This window comes from Stappia stellulata DSM 5886, from assembly GCF_000423705.1.
Lineage (GTDB): Bacteria > Pseudomonadota > Alphaproteobacteria > Rhizobiales > Stappiaceae > Stappia > Stappia stellulata.
In genome coordinates, this window is the sequence record NZ_AUIM01000012.1 from 218151 (window position 1) to 234616 (window position 16466).

Consider the following 16466-nt stretch of genomic DNA (forward strand, 5'->3'; position numbering starts at 1 on the left):
GTTCGTCGGCATCTTTCTGTATGGACGGCTGGGTGAGCAACCACCACGATACGATGCGGGCCCGATGAACACGCCTTGCATCCATTTTCTTGACTTGAGGGGCTGATCTTGAACGCTGTTGAAATCGAAGAAGCCATTTCGGCCCTGGCAGCGGAACCGTTCGACGCGGAGGAATTCCCTTACGCCTTCCTGCAGGCCTTCGGGCGCAAGGAGACCGAACTCAAGCGGCTGCGCAGCGGCCATTCCAACAAGTCCGACATCGGCGGTGTCCTGCAGCGCAACCACATCCACATCAAGACCTGCGCGCAAGGCGAGGTGAAAGCGACGCTCGATGCCCTGCGCGCAAGCCCGGCGACGACAAAGGCCAAGGCGCGCTTCATCCTGGCGAGCGACGGCGTCACGCTGGAGGCGGAGGAACTGGGTTCGGAGGTGCCGCCGATCGCCTGCGCCCATGCCGACTTCGCCGAGCATTTCGGCTTCTTCCTGCCGCTCGCCGGGATCTCGACCGTCAAGCAGATCCGCGAGAGCGCCTTCGACATTCGCGCCACCGGACGGCTCAACCGGCTCTATGTCGAGCTTTTGAAGGAGAACCCGGACTGGGGCGCCGCGGAGCGCCGCCACGACATGAACCACTTCATGGCGCGTCTGATCTTCCTGTTCTTCGCCGAGGACACCGACATCCTCAACGGCTCGGACCTGTTCACCGCGACCATCGAACAGATGACCGCCCGCGATTCCTCCAACACCCATGAGGTGATCTCGGAGATCTTCCGCGCAATGGACGTGAAGCCTGAAGCGCGCGCGAAAGCCAGCCTGCCGCGCTGGGCCGATACCTTTCCTTATGTGAACGGTCATCTGTTCTCGGGCTCCGTCGAGGTCCCGCGCTTCAGCCGCATCGCGCGCTCCTATCTGCTTCATATCGGCAATCTCGACTGGCGACAGATCAACCCGGACATCTTCGGCTCGATGATCCAGGCGGTCGCCGATGACGAGGAGCGCGGCGCCCTCGGCATGCATTACACCTCGGTGCCCAACATCCTGAAGGTGCTGAACCCGCTGTTCCTCGATGATCTTCGCGAGACGCTGGAGGAGGCGGGCGACAACGCGCGCAAGCTCCTCAACCTGCGCAATCGGATGGCGAAGATCCGCGTCTTCGACCCGGCCTGCGGATCGGGCAATTTCCTCGTCATTGCCTACAAGCAGATGCGCGAGATCGAGGCGGAGATCAACCGCCGCCGGGGCGAGGCGGAGCGCAAGTCCGCAATCCCGCTGACCAATTTTCGCGGCATCGAGCTGCGCGACTTCCCGGCCGAAATTGCACGCCTCGCGCTGATCATCGCCGAGTACCAATGCGACGTGCTCTACCGGGGACAGAAGGAGGCGCTCGCCGCGTTCCTGCCGCTGGACGCAAAGAACTGGATCACCTGCGGCAACGCGCTGCGGCTCGACTGGCTCTCCATCTGCCCGCCGACGGGCACAGGCGTGAAACACCACGCCGACGACCTGTTCCACTCCCCACTCGATCAGGCGCAGATCGACTTCGAGAACGAGGGCGGCGAGACGTATATCTGCGGGAACCCGCCATATTTGGGGTCGACGTGGCAGAGCAAGGAGCAGAAGTCGGATCTGGAATCCACCTTTGCGCACCGGACAAAGAGCTGGAAGTCGCTCGACTACGTTGCGGGCTGGTTCATGAAGGCGACGGACTTTGGGATGCATACGAAGAGCAGCGCGGCTTTCGTCTCCACCAATTCCATCTGCCAGGGGCAACAGGTGCCGATCCTCTGGCCGCTGATCTTTCAGACAGGGCATGAAATCCACTTTGCCCACACAAATTTGAAATGGGCGAATCTAGCCAGCCACAATGCAGGCGTCACGGTTGTCATCGTTGGTATCTCCAATCACGCCAATGCTACTCGAAGACTGTATTCTTTGAGCGACTGCGGCGAAACTGTTTTGAAGGAAGCGGACAACTTGAATGGCTACCTCGTTGCTGCGCCGAATATCCTGCTTCAGAAATCCTCCAAGCCAATAAACGGGGTGACTCCGATGGATCGAGGTGACAGTGCGGTTGATGGAGGAGGCCTTCTGCTCAGTAGCGATGAGGCTTCTGCCATCCATGCCGAATCAACAGAGGCTTTCCAATCGTACGTTCGCCCATATCTGGGTTCCGAAGAGTTGATTAACGGCAAGCTTCGTTTTGCTCTTTGGATCAAAGACGAAAAATCAAAGCACGCCAGGCAATTTTTGACCATTTCGCAGCGCTTAGGCGCAGTCGAGAAAATGCGCATTGAAAGCTCGAAAGCGCAAACGAAAGAAGCGGCGGCATGGCCGCATCGATTTGGTGAAATTCGACACAAAGATTCGAAATACGTCATCGCCGTCCCTCGCGTCAGTTCAGAGAACCGCGACTACCTCCCAGTGGGTTTGATAAAGGGCGGAACGATCATCGGTGACCGTAATTTCGCTCTCTATGACGCTCCGCTCTGGAACATGGCGCTGATTGCCTCCCGCCTTCATTGGGTGTGGATCGGGACCGTATGCGTGCGGATGCGCACGGATTTCAGCTATTCCAACACCCTCGGTTGGAACACCTTCCCCGTGCCGACGCTGACGGAGAAGAACAAGATCGATCTGACGGCTTGCGCCGAGGACATTCTTCTGACGCGCGAGGCGCATTTCCCGGCGACCATCGCCGATCTCTACGATCCGGAGAAAATGCCCGACGACCTGCGCGCCGCCCATGAGCGCAACGACGAGACGCTGGAGCGCATCTACATCGGCCGCCGCTTCCGCAACGACACGGAACGGCTCGAGCACCTCTTCAAGCTCTACACCGAGATGACCAAGGCAAAGGGCGCGGCATGATGGATATGAGGGAGATCGAGCGGATCGCGGTCGACACCTACGATGGCCTCCCCGAGATGGCGCGCGCTCACGGTTGGTCGCCTGAAATTGCACAGTCGGCGGAGGCCGCGCAGAGAGCCATCGTGGATACTTATGGATCACTCGACGTCTTTCGTCGCGCTCATGCGGGGGACGCCTATCCCGATCCCGAGACCCTCATCAACGTCGATCCACCGAGGGTCTGGCTGACCTCGACCTGGGGGTTCCAGCCGGAAGACTACGGTTCGTTCGGCTTCTCCGACTTCGACAAGCGACGAAGCTTTCTCGAAGAGATACGGCCAGGTGACCTCCTGGTGATCTACTGCACCAAGGTCAAAGGACCACCAGCGCAGCGGGGAAGGGTTCCCGGTCTCCTGCAACTGTCTGGCCGAGCAGGCATCGCACAGAGGTTTATTTCGCCCGTTGAGTGGAAAAAACGACCTGTTGATCCTCTATTGAGAGATAGGTGGCAACACGCGGTGGAGGCTGTGCGTGCCTGGATAATCTCCCCCGACAGCGCCTGGCCGACGATCGAGCAATTCGCGCCAACCACCTATAGGACCAGTCGTGCGCGGCATATCGCAAAATGCCCGGTGCGGGTGACGACGGACGAAGCGCGCAGACTGTTCGATTTCAACCTTCGTGAGGTCTCCGTTTACCCGAACTCCGGTCTACCCTCCGACGACGCGGATGGCGAGGCTTGCCCGGCCCGAGAGGCCCTTCGACCCAGTAAGCCCGGTCCCGTTTCCCAGCACCCGACAGAGCATAAGGAAGCCGAGGGACCGAAGCACCTCTATGTGATGCGTTTGACTGGCAGCCCGTTCGACTTTCTGGATCCCTCCTCGCTGCCGGAGCGAGATGATTCGGCGGAGCTTCAGATTTTCAAGGTCGGCTTCTCTCACAGCCCCAAAACGAGGTGCGACGCGATCAATGCCGGGTTGCCTAGAGACGCGCTCTTCAGATGGGAGATTTTTGTCTCCGGCTCTGGGGTCTATGGAGCGCCGTTGCCGAGTTCCAAAGAGGCCAGGATCGGCGAGGACGCGATGAAGAACTATCTTGAGAAGCGCGGGATGAGTCTTGGGAATGAGTTCTTTCTGTGTACACAGCGAGCCGCGCGCAAGGCGTTGAAAAGAGGGTACGCTGCTGCAGGCTTTGATTGAGGGGCGTTGCGCCGTATTGCTTTAAGGTTGTTGATCTTTGTCTTGGGCCTTGTGGGACGGCCATTCTGATTGTTGCCTGGGAGAAATCATGAGCGACCTGTTTCGGATCGAGAATGGCGCGTTGGTGCGTGCCGCGCGCTCCAAGCTTGCCAACGAACTGATGATTCAGGAGTGGGTGCGAGACAACCTTGCCCTCGTCGGTGTTCAAGGCGTTCTCATCGGCCGGGAGGTCTCGATCGCCAACCGGGGCCGCATCGACCTTCTGGCGATGGACAAGGAGGGTTCGCTCATCATCATCGAGTTGAAGCGGGACCGGACGCCACGCGAGATTGTCGCGCAGGTGCTCGACTATGCCTCATGGGTGGCAACGCTCTCGACCCGCGACGTGCATGCGCTCTGCCTTGAAAAGACCGGGCGCACGCTGGACGAGGTCTATCGGGAGCGCTTCTCGGCGCCGCCGCCCGACACGCTCAATGCCTCGCACCAGATGATGATCGTCGCAAGCAGCATGGACGAGACGACCACGCGCATCATCGAATACCTGTCGGAGGAGCACGGCGTCGGCATCAACGTCTCCTTCTTCAACGTTTTTGAGGACCAGGGTGTGCAGTGGCTGTCGACCGACACACTGCTTGAGCAGGAGGAGGTTGCCGAGCGCGCCACCCGCAAGACCCGCGCCCCATGGAGCGGCTACTGGTATCTGACGGCAGGCGCCGAAAGCGACGTTCCCTGGGAGGACTTGCGCCGCCACGGCTATGTCGTCGCGTCCGGCGGCAAATGGTACTCGGACGGGCTGGCACGGCTTTCGGTCGGCGACCGGGTGTTCTTTTACCAGAAGAACACCGGCTATCTGGGGCATGGCGTCGTGCGCTCCGAAATGCAGCCTGCCGATGACTTCATGCTTGGCGACGGGCGTCGTCTGGTGGACGCCGTATCACGCGCATACTTCACGGAGTTCGGCGACGATCCCGAAAAGCGAGCCTATGTGATAGGTGTCGACTGGAAGAAAACGGTCGACCGGGCACATGCAAAAACCTTTGCCGGGATCTTCGCCAATCAGAACATCGCCTGCAAAATCTATGACGAGAAGACGGTCGAGTTCCTGGTTCGCGAGTTCGGGCTTGATCGGGAGGAAGGGAACTTCTGATGAGCGATGAAACACGGTCGGTCCCCTCCGTCTCCGTCACCTATTCCCGCAATGGCAGCTCGACGAAGTCGAACGAGCTCGGCATGCGTCCGATGCAGGAGCGCGCCTATGAACGGCGCGGCGAGCAGTATCTGCTCATCAAGTCGCCTCCCGCTTCGGGGAAAAGCCGCGCGCTGATGTTCATCGCACTCGACAAGCTGCACCGTCAGGGGCTGCGCAAGGCCATCATCACCGTGCCGGAAAAATCGATTGGCTCAAGTTTCGCCGACGAGCCGCTGACGCAATTCGGCTTCTGGGCAGATTGGCATGTCGAACCGAAGTGGAACCTGTGCAATGCGCCGGGCGGTGACGAGGGCAAGGTCGCGGCCGTCGGCAAGTTTCTCGACAGCGAAGACCGGGTTCTGGTCGCCACCCATGCCACCTTTCGCTTCGCGGTCGAAAAGTTCGGGATCGAGGCCTTCGACGATTGCCTGATCGCGGTGGACGAGTTCCATCACGTTTCATCAAACCCGGACAACAAGCTGGGTGCTCAGCTTGCCGAACTTATCGCACGTGACAAGGTGCACGTGGTCGCAATGACAGGATCATATTTCCGTGGCGATGCCGAGCCTGTGCTGATGCCGCATGACGAGGCGCGGTTCGACACGGTTACCTATACCTATTATGAGCAGCTCAATGGATACAAGTATCTGAAATCGCTTGATATAGGCTATTTTTTTTACTCCGGCGCCTATACCGACGACATCCTCAAGGTTCTCGACACCAACGAGAAGACGATCATCCATATCCCGAATGTGAATTCACGCGAGAGCACCAAGGACAAGATCCGTGAGGTCGAGCACATCTTGCATGAGCTTGGTGACTGGGAAGGCACTGATCCACAAACTGGATTTCAACTTGTCAGGCGAGCGGACGGGCGCTTGCTGCGCATTGCGGATCTCGTCGACGACGATGTTAAGCGAGAGGTCGTATCGGCTGCCCTTAAGGATCCCGCGCAGAAGAACAATCGGGACTATGTCGACATCATTATCGCGCTTGGCATGGCAAAGGAGGGCTTCGACTGGATCTGGTGCGAGCATGCGCTGACGGTCGGGTACCGGGCGAGCCTCACGGAGATCGTGCAGATCATCGGGCGCGCCACCCGGGATGCCAAAGGCAAGACGCGTGCACGCTTCACCAACCTGATCGCGGAGCCCGATGCCTCCGAAGAGGCTGTTACCGAGGCAGTCAACGATACCTTGAAGGCGATCGCGGCGAGCCTTTTGATGGAGCAGGTGCTCGCCCCGCGGTTCAACTTCACGCCCAAGACGGCGACCAGCGGACCGGCGGACGGGTTCGACTATGGCGAGGGTGGATATGACCCGCAGGCCTGCAACGTCGGTTTCAACGAGGACAGCGGCCAGTTCCAGATCGAAATCAAGGGCCTCGTGCCGCCAAAGAGCAAGGAAGCCGAGCGAATCTGCCAAGAAGATCTCAATGAAGTGATCGCCTCTTTCGCCCAGGACAAGACCTCCGTGGAACGGGGGCTTTTCGACGAGGAACTGGTGCCGGAGGAACTGACCCAGGTGCGGATGGGCAAGATTGTCCGTGATCGATATCCAGAGCTTGACGAGGAGGATCAGGAGGCGGTGCGCCAGCATGCCATCGCGGCCCTGAATTTGACGCAAAAGGCAAAGGAGATCGCGGTAGCGGTCGACGACCAAGACGACAGGACTGTCGGCAATACCGCCCTGATCCAGGGTGTTCGCAAGTTCGCCATGGATGTACGCGAGCTCGACATCGACCTGATCGACCGGATAAACCCTTTCAGCGAAGCCTATGCCATCCTGGCGAAGGAGATGAGCGAGGAGAGCCTCAGGCAAGTGGCGGCCGTGATCTCTGCGAAGAAGGTGAAACTGACGCCGGAAGAGGCGCGGGACCTGGCGCGGCGGGCGTTGCGCTTCAAACAGGAGCGTGGACGACTGCCCACCCTCACCTCCGCCGATGCCTGGGAGCGAAAGATGGCCGAGGGTGTCGCCTTTCTGGCACGCATGAAGGCGGAGGCCGCGCGTGGCTAAGCAGTTCACCGAGGAAGACGACGCGCTTCTTGCCGAACTCGGGATCGAGGTCGAGGAGAAGCCCGCCGCCGCGCGTACGCCGCGTGAGGAGCGCATAATCGCCGGGTTTGAGGAGATCCAGCGCTTCTTCGACGAACACGGGCGAGCGCCCCGGCATGGTGAAGATCTGGATATCTTCGAACGGCTTTATGCCGTCCGGCTCGACCGCATCCGCGCGCAAGCGGAGTGCCGGGATCTCGTCGAGCCACTCGATCATCAGGACCTCTTGACCGGCGGGAACCCGGACCCGCAGTCCGAAGAGGATCTGGACGACGATGCGCTGCTTGCGGAGTTGGGTATCGAGGCCGCCGCCCCCGCAATCACCGAGCTGAAACATGTGAGGTCGAGCGCCGAGAAGAAGGCCGCCGAGGAAGTGGCGACCCGCGAGAAATGTGCGGACTTCGAGACCTTCAGGCCGCTTTTCGAAAAGGTTCAGCGTGAACTCGACAATGGCATCCGCGAAACACGACCGTTCGAGATGAAGGCTGAAATCCAGCCAGGAAGATTTTTTATCGTCGGGGGCCAGAAAGCCTATGTGGCTGAAATGGGCGACCTGACGACAACCGATCAAGGGCGCACCGATGCAAGGTTGCGCGTCATCTTCGACAACGGCACCGAGAGCGACATGCTCATGCGCTCACTTCAACGTGCACTCAACAAGGACGAAGCTGGCAGGCGCATCACCGACCCGACAGCGGGGCCTCTTTTTGCGGATGCGTCCGCGGAAGGCGACGAGGCGAGCGGAACGATCTACGTGCTGCGGAGCAAGTCCGACCTGCCGCTGGTGGCTGAGCATCGCAATCTAGTCCATAAGATTGGCGTGACCAATATGCCGGTCGAGAAGCGTGTGGCAGGCGCCAGGCTGCAGCCGACCTTCCTTATGGCCGATGTCGAGATCGCCGCGACCTACGAACTCTTCAACATCAACCGCACGAAACTCGAGAACCTGATCCACCGTGTGTTCGACGCGGCGCGGCTGGACATCGACGTGATAGATCGCTTTGGCAATCCGGTGGTGCCCCGTGAGTGGTTTCTCGTCCCTCTGTCCGTGATCGATGAGGCCGTCGAACGGATCAAGGATGGAACGATCAAGGACTACGCTTACGACCCCGAACAAGCGCGCCTTGTCGAGAACCAGACAGTGAAGGGCTTGGCGATAGGCCCGAAACGTTGATGCTCTGAGAACAGCGGTTTCTCAGATACGGGGAAGCGTGATTGCCCACCGGTCTACAAGGCGTCGACCGTTCACCCACCAGGGCATCAGGTAGCATCCGCTGCGTCTCCTGCACCAGTGCAGCGTTCTTCTCGGCAAGATCGGCTGCGAGACGGAGAGCCTCGGGGAGCGACTGGGGCACCTGCGAGGCGTGTTTTGCCTCCAGCTCCTGCCAGCGGTCGACGACACGAGCGGTGAACTCGGGCGAGAGCTGGGCCACGACGATGTAGCTGGTGCGCTTGTTGAGGAGGTAGACAGACGTCCACTACTTCTTACCTGCGCTGTCGATAAACGACGTTTCCTCCATTGGAGGAAGCGTGAACAGTCCGCGACCCGCAAGGCGTTCGACGGTGCGCTTCACATTGTCGTGACGACAAATCAGAAGGACCGAGATCTCCAAGGACGACATCGTGAGGGGCTGGTCGTGGCCATCGATGACCATCAGGGTCGGGTGGGTGCCGGTCAGGGCATTGGTGGAAACGTGTGCGTTCATGTTGGCGCTTCCGTGAAAGTTGCCGATTGCGCTATCGGCTAGAGCGCCGGATGGGGAGCGCCACGCGCATGTGCATCCTTGAAAACTGCTACAGTGACCTGCTACATCAAGAAGACCTGAGGTGGTACTAAGTTATTGAAAAATATGGATCTAGGTGTTTGAAAAGACGTTTCCAACCGTCTGTACCATTCGCCTTTTTCTCCCCCGCCTCCTGAAAACTTCTCTTGCGAACGGCGCTGCAGGCAATTGCCGTAGCGGGGCTTGCGGGATATGTGCGACCTCTCGGCGGGGACGGGCATGCGGCCCGGGCCGCCTTTGCGCGATCAGGCGAAAAACCGCTCCCAGAGCGCAACGCCCCAGACCATGGTCGCGAGAAGGATCGCGATCAGGACCGCGGCCGACCCGCAGTCCTTTGCGGCCTTGATCAGGTCGTCGTCCTCGCGTGTCACCCGGTCGGCCAGTTTTTCGATCCCGGTGTTGAGGAGCTCGATGCTCAAGAGAAGCAGGAGAGAGCCCCACAAGGCGACCAGCGTCCAGGGGTCGCGCGTGAGCATGGGTGCGAGCGGCACGGACAGGACGATGAAAAACACCTCCTCGCGCAGGGCGGGTTCCCGCATGACACCGAATTTCAATCCGGCAAGCGAATTCCGAAACGCAAAGACCTGACGCAGCATGGACCCTCCGGAGGGATTTCAACAGACCAGCCTTACCTAAGGCCTTGGGCTGCGCGCGTCGCCACTTAATTTCCACGGGCCGCGCTCAAGGCGAACCGGCGCGGGGCCGTGTTTTTTCGCGGTGGTCGCACGGAGATCCGCACCTGGGCGGTTGTCCCGGCCGTGTTCTCGGGTCGCTCCTGGGCGGGCTTGCAGACTGTGTCCGGTCTGCTGTTAACATTAACGCCCGCGATTGCGTTACTTTTATTATCTTTCTTGCTATTTCGGTAAAGCTTTTTAGTGATTCAGGATTTTACCATGCGGAAATTGATAGATTTGGCGGGCCGTTTCCTGGCCCGGAAGGGTGTCGTCGGCGCGGTTTTTCTGGTCGCGCTCGCCGGAATTGCGGTGGCCGAGCGTCATGTCGACACCCTGCCGATGGCGCTTTCGATCGCGCTCGCCATCGGATGTTTCATGGCGCTTCTTTCCGGCCGCCTCCTGACATCGGTGTATGCCTCGGTCGGCTTGATCGCGGTTATTGCGTTCGTGTCCTATGCAAAGATGAAATGGATGTCCGTCGCGCCGAACGTGGTCGACCTCTATTTCCTTGCCTTCGACCCCGGGACCTTGCAGTTCCTGTCCGGATCGTTTCTGCCGTATCTGCTCGTTTTCGGCACCCTCGTGGTCTCCACACTGGCCGCGGTCCTGATCCTGCGCCGGCGGGAAACGGGGTCCAGCCGCATCCGCCTGCGCGCCTGTGCCCTGCTGCCGCTGGCGATCGCCGCGGCGATCCTCACGCAGCCGCGCGACTTCAAGGGCGTGGAAGACCTGATGCGCTATCGCTACGTGACCGCCTTCTTTTCCTCGCTCCGCAATCTGGGTCATATGACCGAAGAGGTGCCGCTGCTGGCGCATCTGGAGGCCGAAACGGCTGGCGCCACGCCGTCGTCCGGCCCCTGCGAGGCGAGCGGAAGGGCACCGGATCTCATGGTGATCCAGTCCGAATCCGTTGTCCTGCCGACCCAGATCCTGGGCGAGGGCGCGCCGGAGGAGCTGGCCCGCGGGTTCGGCGGCATGGATGGACGGTCGCGCGCGCTCAGGGTGGAGACCTTTGCCGGCTACACTTGGGTGACGACGGCCGGCTTCAACACGAGCCTTCCGATTTCCGATCTGGGCTGGCTGAAGAACTATTCGAATTTCGTTCTGGAGGGGCGGGTCGAAAACGCCCTGGCGCAGAACCTCAAGCGCTGCGGCTACCGGACGGTCTATGTCACGCCGCTGCCCTATTCCTTCGTGAACGAGGGCGCTTTCGGCCGGTCGATCGGCTTTGACACCGTGATCGACCAGGCTATGCTTCAGGCGCCCAGCGCGCACCAGACAGACGCCTTCTACTACGACAAGGTGCTGGAGACGGTCAGCCGCTTGCGCGAGGAGGACGATGGTCCGCTTTTTGTCTTCGTCCTGACGATGTCGGCGCATTCACCCTGGGACTATCCGCTTCATCCCGATGCGGCCTGGTCGGGAGAGCCCTATTCCGACGACGCTTCGGTTGCGGAATACTTCCGGCGCGTGGCGAAGAGCCGGGATGACCTGTCCGTCTTCTGGGAGCGGTTGAAGGACCGGGCGACAAAGCGGCCCGTCGCGCTTCTGGAGTACGGCGACCACCAGCCGAGCCTGCTTCGCGCCCACTGGGAGGATCGCCACGGGGTGGACGCTGTCGCCTCGCCCGCGTCGCCGGCCTATCTCACCTATTACCAGATCCTGACCGAGGGGGTGGCGGCGGCGCCGCCGGTGCCGACCTTCGAGGCCATGGATTTGCAGTATCTGGCCCCCACCTTCCTGGAGGCGGCCGGGCTGAACCTGTCCCCCGTCTACGACTATCTTCTCGGCATGCGGGATGCTTGCGCCGGCCGATTTGCCGACTGCGCGATTGCGGAGATGAAGGCCGGCTACTACGCCTGCCGTCAGGACCCCGGCACGTGTGCCGCGACGCGGCAAGCGACGGTTGGCCAAACGGTCGGCCCGAGGCGCGCGCATCACCGGCAGGCACGTGTGTTCGAACCCGCCACGCTGACTGACCGGCGCGCCGCGAAGGGCGGCCACGCGCCCTCCGGAAACGATATGGGGCGTCCGTGACCGACCCGGACATCGATGCGCTCGCATTGCGGTGCATGCCCCGGCGCGCGGCTTTGCGACGGGGCCTTTTCGCCGGCGTTGCCCTCGCGGGCGTGGCACTCGGCCTCGTGCTGGTGCTGCATGCGCCGATCACCCGGCTGCGTCTTCCCCTGGCCGATGCGGTCCAGGCGCCGCGCCCGTTCATCTGGGGGCACAGGGGCAACGGCGGGCGCGGAGCGCCGGAAAACACGCCCGAGGCTGTCGAGATCGCGGCCCGCGAACGGTTTGACGGGGTCGAACTCGACGTTTTCTATCTCCCCGATGGCGCGGGGCTGGTCGTTGCCCATGACGATCCGCGCGTGGAAGGTGCCGTGCGGGGCATTCCGATCGACCGGTTTGCCTTCCCCCCCGCCATGCGGCTGTGGATCGACGCCAAGAACCTTGGCGAGCTGAGCGATGCCGACCTTCATGCTTTCGCCAACGCTTTGAAAGAACATGGGCTTTTGGAGCGCAGCTTCGTGGAAGGCATGGACATGCGCGCTTTGCAGCGTTTGTCGAAGGACGGGGTGCAGACGATCCACTGGCTGGCGGGTTGGAGGCTTGAGCTTCTGCCGGTTCTCAAGTTCTACTACGCGGTCTCCGGCATCGACGGCGTGAGTGTCGATTACCGCTTTGCCCACAAGGTGACACCTCACTTCGATGGCCGCGGGGTCTTTCTGTTCACGGTGAACGCCCTTGGCGATATCGCCCGGCTTTGTGCCGTCGACGCCGTTGCAGTGATCCTCACCGACCTTCCGAACGCGCATGCCGATTGCGCTGAACAGGCGCGTCGCGCGGTCGCCCGGCTGCGGTGACGCCGTTCGCAGGGCGATCGCAGTCCTTGCTCTTGCTGTCGGCGGGAGAGAAGCGCGCCTGTCGAGGATCGCTCGGGGGCCCGACGGACGCCGCCGCTGCGGCGTCATTTGCGACCGGATTGATATAAATCTAGAATTGTCGTCATCGTTAATTTGCACCAATAAGTTATTATATTCGGAGGGCAACACCGCGCCTTTGGGGGCGGGCACCCGGGCTCAAGGAGACTGCCGATGTCATCCAGAAATTCCTTGCAGATGCAGCACGCCGCCAAGGCGTTCGACGATCTGCTCGTCGCGGCGATTTTTCGCAAGTGGGCAGCCGTTGCCGCCGATACGGTGCGCCCCGCCCGGGATGCACGCCTGCTCGATATTGCCTGCGGAACGGGGGTGCTTGCGCGGGAGCTGGCTGCGCGCGTCGGCGATCCGGCCCGGGTGACCGGAGTCGATTCCAACGACGCGATGCTGGATGTCGCCGCGCAGATCGCGCCGGGGATCGACTGGAAACGGGCCGACGCAAAAGCCTTGCCCTTCGAAGACGGGCTCTTTGACCACGTCTTCTGCCAGTTCGGGCTGATGTTGTTCGACGATCCCGAGGCCGCACTCGGCGAAATGTGGCGTGTCCTTCGTCCGGGCGGCCAGATGACGGTGCTGGTTTTCGACGAGCTGGACCGAAACCCGATCTACAAGGCGATTGCCAACGTCTACGAGGAGTGGATCGGACCGGTATTGTCGGACTCCCTGCGCGCTGCATTCTCGCTCGGTCGTCGTCAGGATCTGACATCGTTGTTCGACCGCGCCGGCACCCAGCCGGCGCGCATCGAGGGGCGCCATGTCCTGGCGGAGTTTGACTCCGTCGAGGCGCTGGTCAATTCCGACGTCAGGGGCTGGTTTCCCTTCTCCGGGGTCGTTTTGAAACAGGAGGTCGTCGACGCGATCACGGCCGACATGAAGCGCCACCTTGCGTCGCATGTGCAACCCGATGGCCGGATTGTCTTCCGCGTCGATGCGCATCTGGCCACTGTCGACAGGCCGCTCACGGCAACCGGGCGCGGCCGCGCCCGCACGCGTCGCGACGCGATTGCCCCGGGGGCCCTTTCCCCTGGCGATGGCGCATCCGCGACCCGCCCCGTCTGAACTGACGCGGCGGGTCGGGACAGCGACAGGCCGCCGCCACGTCCTGATCCGGCACGGGCCGGCCGGCCTGTCGGGGGTTTCGCCACGCGGTTGGTTGCATCGCTGACCCGCTCGACGTCATTCTGGAGCCGGGCGCGGCGGGCGCGCCCGGAAGCGGAAAGGCGGCAGGGACATGAGCGAAGCGTATGAACGCGGCGGAGCCCCGACCGACTACAGGCTGAGGCGTCTTCTTGAGGTTTATTACGACCTGACCTTGCAAATGCAGGAGCGGCTCGGGGCCGTGGATGCAAACGATGTCTTGCTGCTGGTGCTTGTCGCGATCGGTGATCTGCGCGGTGCGCCGATGGATGCGGAGTTGCTGGCCGAAAAGCTGGAAAGCTCGCGCTCCACGATCGAACGGCGCCTGAAGCCCTATCTTGCCGCCGGCACGGTTCACAAGGGCCGGCGCGGAAAATCGGTCGTCTATCTGTTTGATTCGGACGCGGGGGAGCTCGGCGAAGGCACAACGGAAGGGGGCGCGCGGGCAGACGCCGACATGACCGTTGGCATGGTTCGGGCCCTGATGACCACCGTCTTCGACATTGCGACGGATTGAGCGTTGCAAGCGTATTCATGTCAAAACATGTGGAAAACCATGATTGCCCACTGTTTTATGGGATGTAACCTGGCGGCAAGGATACGTCCGCGCGTTGCAAGAGGTTGAAACACACCGAAAACGACGCAAACTTCGTCAAATTGACGAAACAACCGGGGAGGGGGACGGGCGTGCCGACTCAGAACGAAGGGTTGCCGACTCAGGCGCACCGTATCCTGCGCCTCTACGAAATGTTTTTCAGCCTGATGTTTCGTTTCATGGAAGAGTACGAGGTCGATGATCTTGGCCAGCTGATGATTTTGACGACAATCGCTATTGCCAACGCAAACAAAGTTGATCCTGACTTAGAGACAATATCTGAGGAAACTAATATTCCTTACTCAACGGCACGTCGAAAGATCGATAAAATGTGTACAGACGGCGTCCTTGATGTGCGGCGTGAAAATCAAAAGCTTCTCTTTTCGATATCGAGTTCAATGAACTTTGCGCACCCCGATCAAATTGAAGAAAATATTAATAAAAAATTTCAGAATGAAGTAATGGATATTGTTGTTGGCTCAATTGGTTCAATAATACTGGAAAGAAAGAAGTAAAATTCAAAATGAAAACGCATATTGATTGACCTGTTAAGGATTTGTTCACTATAAATTAGGCATAGTCGATGGCGAGTTCATCGAAGGTTACGTAGTGATGCGGACAAAGTCCGCGCAACGTCGATCACCGCGATCTCGATCGTGAAATGGGCACAAATCAAAAGTCGGCACCCGTCGATGGCGCTTCAAGGCGGCTCGGCGAAACGGGATCCTTTGTATCTGCGTTCCGGGATCTTCCGACCAAAAAAGACCAGGGGCTAGACATGGCTTGGACAACCGAACGCGAAGATCTCTTGAGGAAACTGTGGCTGCAGGGCCTGAGTGCCAGCCAGATCGCCTACGTCATGGCGGGCGTTACCCGCAATGCGGTGATCGGCAAGGCGCACCGCATGGGACTTCCGAAACGATCTCCGGCGACAAGCCATCGCCCCAAGCAGCGCATCCAGCGCGGCAAGCCGTCGCTTGCATGTGTCGGCGGAAAGCCGGCGGCGCGCGAAAACGCCGCGGAGCTTCGTCCGCGCAGTCGCTTTGACCTCGATCTCGAGGCATCCGCCTTCGAGACGGAGCACTCCTGCGTGTCTTCGGAAGACCGCGTCACGTTGATGACGCTGACCAGCAAGACCTGCAAGTGGCCGATCGGCGATCCGGCGGATGCCGATTTCCACTTCTGCAGCCGCGATGCGGACAACGGGCGCTCCTATTGCGAGTTCCATCACCGCCTTGCCTATCAGGGCATTCGCCGCCGCCGCGGCTCCGCAACGCAGTCCGACGTCAAGCGGGTCGCAACGGTGCGGGCCATCGCGGTCTGACCGGGCGCGGGTACAGGGTACGGGTATTCGTCGTCTGATCTCCCTCCCAAGCAGTCGATGTTTGCCCCGGCGGGGCCGGTGTTCCGGCCCCGCCATTTTTCTGCCCGGCCGGGCGGGGCCGGTGTTCCGGCCCCGCCATTTTTCTGCCCGGCCGGGCGTGGGCCGGTGTTCCGGTCACTCCGTTTTCCGGGCATCTGTGTCGCGATCAGGTTTGATTTCGCTCATTGTCTTCTTTGCCGCGACGCGCGAGGTTGGCGGTTCACCAATTGCGAAAGAAGGAGCCGTGCGTTCATGACCGCACACCTTGGCCTGAAGAAAATACGCCTCAACCTCGCGCGCACCAAGGAATTCCCGAACGGCTCCGCCCGTCACGGCTACGAGTTCATCGCGCCGCTCGACGCGGAGGATCATATCGATCCGGCCGGCTGGAAGCAGCACAAGGAGCATTGCCGCGTGCGCCGATTCTGGGCGGACGAGGAAGAGGACATCGGCCACCTGCGCCACCGTCCGGGCGGCTCCTGGGCCTTCCATTACGATATCGAGGGCGATGAGGACGACGAGGCTGGCTACCGCTTCAACACGCATCCGTTCCGCCCCGGCGAATACGTCTCCATCAAGGACGACGATGGAGATCTCCATACGTTTCAGGTCGTGACCGTCCAGGATCTCTGACGGTCCCGCCTTGCGGTGCGCGACCTGCGCCCGCACAAAAAGAAGC

At 60.9% G+C, this 16466-nt stretch carries 14 protein-coding genes; 12 read left to right on the plus strand and 2 right to left on the minus strand.

Annotated elements, in window-relative coordinates:
- Positions 1-108 precede the first annotated feature (108 nt).
- The 5 genes from G572_RS0110750 (at position 109) to G572_RS23425 (ending at position 8463) form a co-directional block, all read left to right on the plus strand.
- Positions 109-2868, plus strand: coding sequence for a class I SAM-dependent DNA methyltransferase (locus tag G572_RS0110750; RefSeq protein ID WP_029058485.1), 2760 nt, complete (start codon positions 109-111; stop codon positions 2866-2868).
- Positions 2865-4046 (plus strand): hypothetical protein, encoded by a 1182-nt coding sequence (locus G572_RS0110755; RefSeq protein ID WP_029058486.1) that lies wholly within the window; start codon positions 2865-2867, stop codon positions 4044-4046. Before G572_RS0110750 ends, G572_RS0110755 begins: the two co-directional genes overlap by 4 nt.
- An 88-nt stretch (positions 4047-4134) precedes the next feature.
- Positions 4135-5193 carry an endonuclease NucS domain-containing protein gene (locus G572_RS0110760; RefSeq protein ID WP_029058487.1) on the plus strand — a complete coding sequence of 353 codons (1059 nt, stop codon included), beginning with the start codon at positions 4135-4137 and terminating at the stop codon, positions 5191-5193.
- On the plus strand, positions 5193-7250 hold the full coding sequence (locus G572_RS0110765; protein ID WP_029058488.1) for a DEAD/DEAH box helicase: 2058 nt from the start codon (positions 5193-5195) through the stop codon (positions 7248-7250). Before G572_RS0110760 ends, G572_RS0110765 begins: the two co-directional genes overlap by 1 nt.
- Positions 7243-8463: a GIY-YIG nuclease family protein gene (locus G572_RS23425; RefSeq protein WP_037546517.1), complete on the plus strand. Its 1221-nt coding sequence runs from the start codon at positions 7243-7245 to the stop codon at positions 8461-8463. The genes G572_RS0110765 and G572_RS23425 overlap by 8 nt, the downstream gene beginning before the upstream one ends.
- Positions 8464-8767: 304 nt before the next feature.
- Here G572_RS23425 and G572_RS25460 read toward each other — a convergent pair whose 3' ends face one another.
- Positions 8768-8995, minus strand: a complete 228-nt coding sequence (locus G572_RS25460) for a Rha family transcriptional regulator (protein WP_051242176.1) — start codon at positions 8993-8995, stop codon at positions 8768-8770.
- A 323-nt stretch (positions 8996-9318) separates the two neighbouring features.
- Positions 9319-9669: a diacylglycerol kinase gene (locus tag G572_RS0110780; RefSeq protein ID WP_029058489.1), complete on the minus strand. Its 351-nt coding sequence runs from the start codon at positions 9667-9669 to the stop codon at positions 9319-9321.
- A gap of 297 nt (positions 9670-9966) precedes the next feature.
- Here G572_RS0110780 and G572_RS0110785 point away from each other — a divergent pair, with 297 nt between their 5' ends.
- From G572_RS0110785 to G572_RS0110815, 7 genes are all read left to right on the plus strand, one after another.
- Positions 9967-11784 (plus strand): sulfatase-like hydrolase/transferase, encoded by a 1818-nt coding sequence (locus G572_RS0110785; protein ID WP_084650042.1) that lies wholly within the window; start codon positions 9967-9969, stop codon positions 11782-11784.
- Positions 11781-12617 carry a glycerophosphodiester phosphodiesterase gene (locus G572_RS0110790; protein ID WP_029058491.1) on the plus strand — a complete coding sequence of 279 codons (837 nt, stop codon included), beginning with the start codon at positions 11781-11783 and terminating at the stop codon, positions 12615-12617. The genes G572_RS0110785 and G572_RS0110790 overlap by 4 nt, the downstream gene beginning before the upstream one ends.
- A 231-nt stretch (positions 12618-12848) precedes the next feature.
- Positions 12849-13751 (plus strand): class I SAM-dependent methyltransferase, encoded by a 903-nt coding sequence (locus G572_RS25465; protein ID WP_084650043.1) that lies wholly within the window; start codon positions 12849-12851, stop codon positions 13749-13751.
- Positions 13752-13923: 172 nt separating this feature from the next.
- Positions 13924-14346 carry a hypothetical protein gene (locus G572_RS23440; protein ID WP_029058492.1) on the plus strand — a complete coding sequence of 141 codons (423 nt, stop codon included), beginning with the start codon at positions 13924-13926 and terminating at the stop codon, positions 14344-14346.
- Positions 14347-14516: 170 nt separating this feature from the next.
- A complete protein-coding gene (locus G572_RS0110805; protein ID WP_037546521.1) occupies positions 14517-14939 on the plus strand; it encodes a hypothetical protein in 423 nt (140 codons plus the stop codon).
- Between the two features lie 263 nt (positions 14940-15202).
- Positions 15203-15748: a GcrA family cell cycle regulator gene (locus G572_RS0110810; protein ID WP_029058494.1), complete on the plus strand. Its 546-nt coding sequence runs from the start codon at positions 15203-15205 to the stop codon at positions 15746-15748.
- 291 nt (positions 15749-16039) lie between these two features.
- Positions 16040-16420 carry a hypothetical protein gene (locus G572_RS0110815; RefSeq protein ID WP_029058495.1) on the plus strand — a complete coding sequence of 127 codons (381 nt, stop codon included), beginning with the start codon at positions 16040-16042 and terminating at the stop codon, positions 16418-16420.
- The last annotated feature ends 46 nt before the right edge of the window (positions 16421-16466 follow it).

What these genes read in the sequence shown, in the direction of transcription:
- G572_RS0110755 (WP_029058486.1), top strand. Translation starts at nt 2,865, where the DNA reads ATGATGGATATGAGGGAGATCGAGCGGATCGCGGTCGACACCTACGAT.
- G572_RS0110815 (WP_029058495.1), top strand. Translation starts at nt 16,040, where the DNA reads ATGACCGCACACCTTGGCCTGAAGAAAATACGCCTCAACCTCGCGCGC.
- G572_RS0110765 (WP_029058488.1), top strand. Translation starts at nt 5,193, where the DNA reads ATGAGCGATGAAACACGGTCGGTCCCCTCCGTCTCCGTCACCTATTCC.
- G572_RS23440 (WP_029058492.1), top strand. Translation starts at nt 13,924, where the DNA reads ATGAGCGAAGCGTATGAACGCGGCGGAGCCCCGACCGACTACAGGCTG.
- G572_RS0110760 (WP_029058487.1), top strand. Translation starts at nt 4,135, where the DNA reads ATGAGCGACCTGTTTCGGATCGAGAATGGCGCGTTGGTGCGTGCCGCG.
- G572_RS25465 (WP_084650043.1), top strand. Translation starts at nt 12,849, where the DNA reads ATGTCATCCAGAAATTCCTTGCAGATGCAGCACGCCGCCAAGGCGTTC.
- G572_RS25460 (WP_051242176.1), bottom strand. Translation starts at nt 8,995, where the DNA reads ATGAACGCACACGTTTCCACCAATGCCCTGACCGGCACCCACCCGACC.
- G572_RS0110780 (WP_029058489.1), bottom strand. Translation starts at nt 9,669, where the DNA reads ATGCTGCGTCAGGTCTTTGCGTTTCGGAATTCGCTTGCCGGATTGAAA.
- G572_RS0110810 (WP_029058494.1), top strand. Translation starts at nt 15,203, where the DNA reads ATGGCTTGGACAACCGAACGCGAAGATCTCTTGAGGAAACTGTGGCTG.
- G572_RS0110785 (WP_084650042.1), top strand. Translation starts at nt 9,967, where the DNA reads ATGCGGAAATTGATAGATTTGGCGGGCCGTTTCCTGGCCCGGAAGGGT.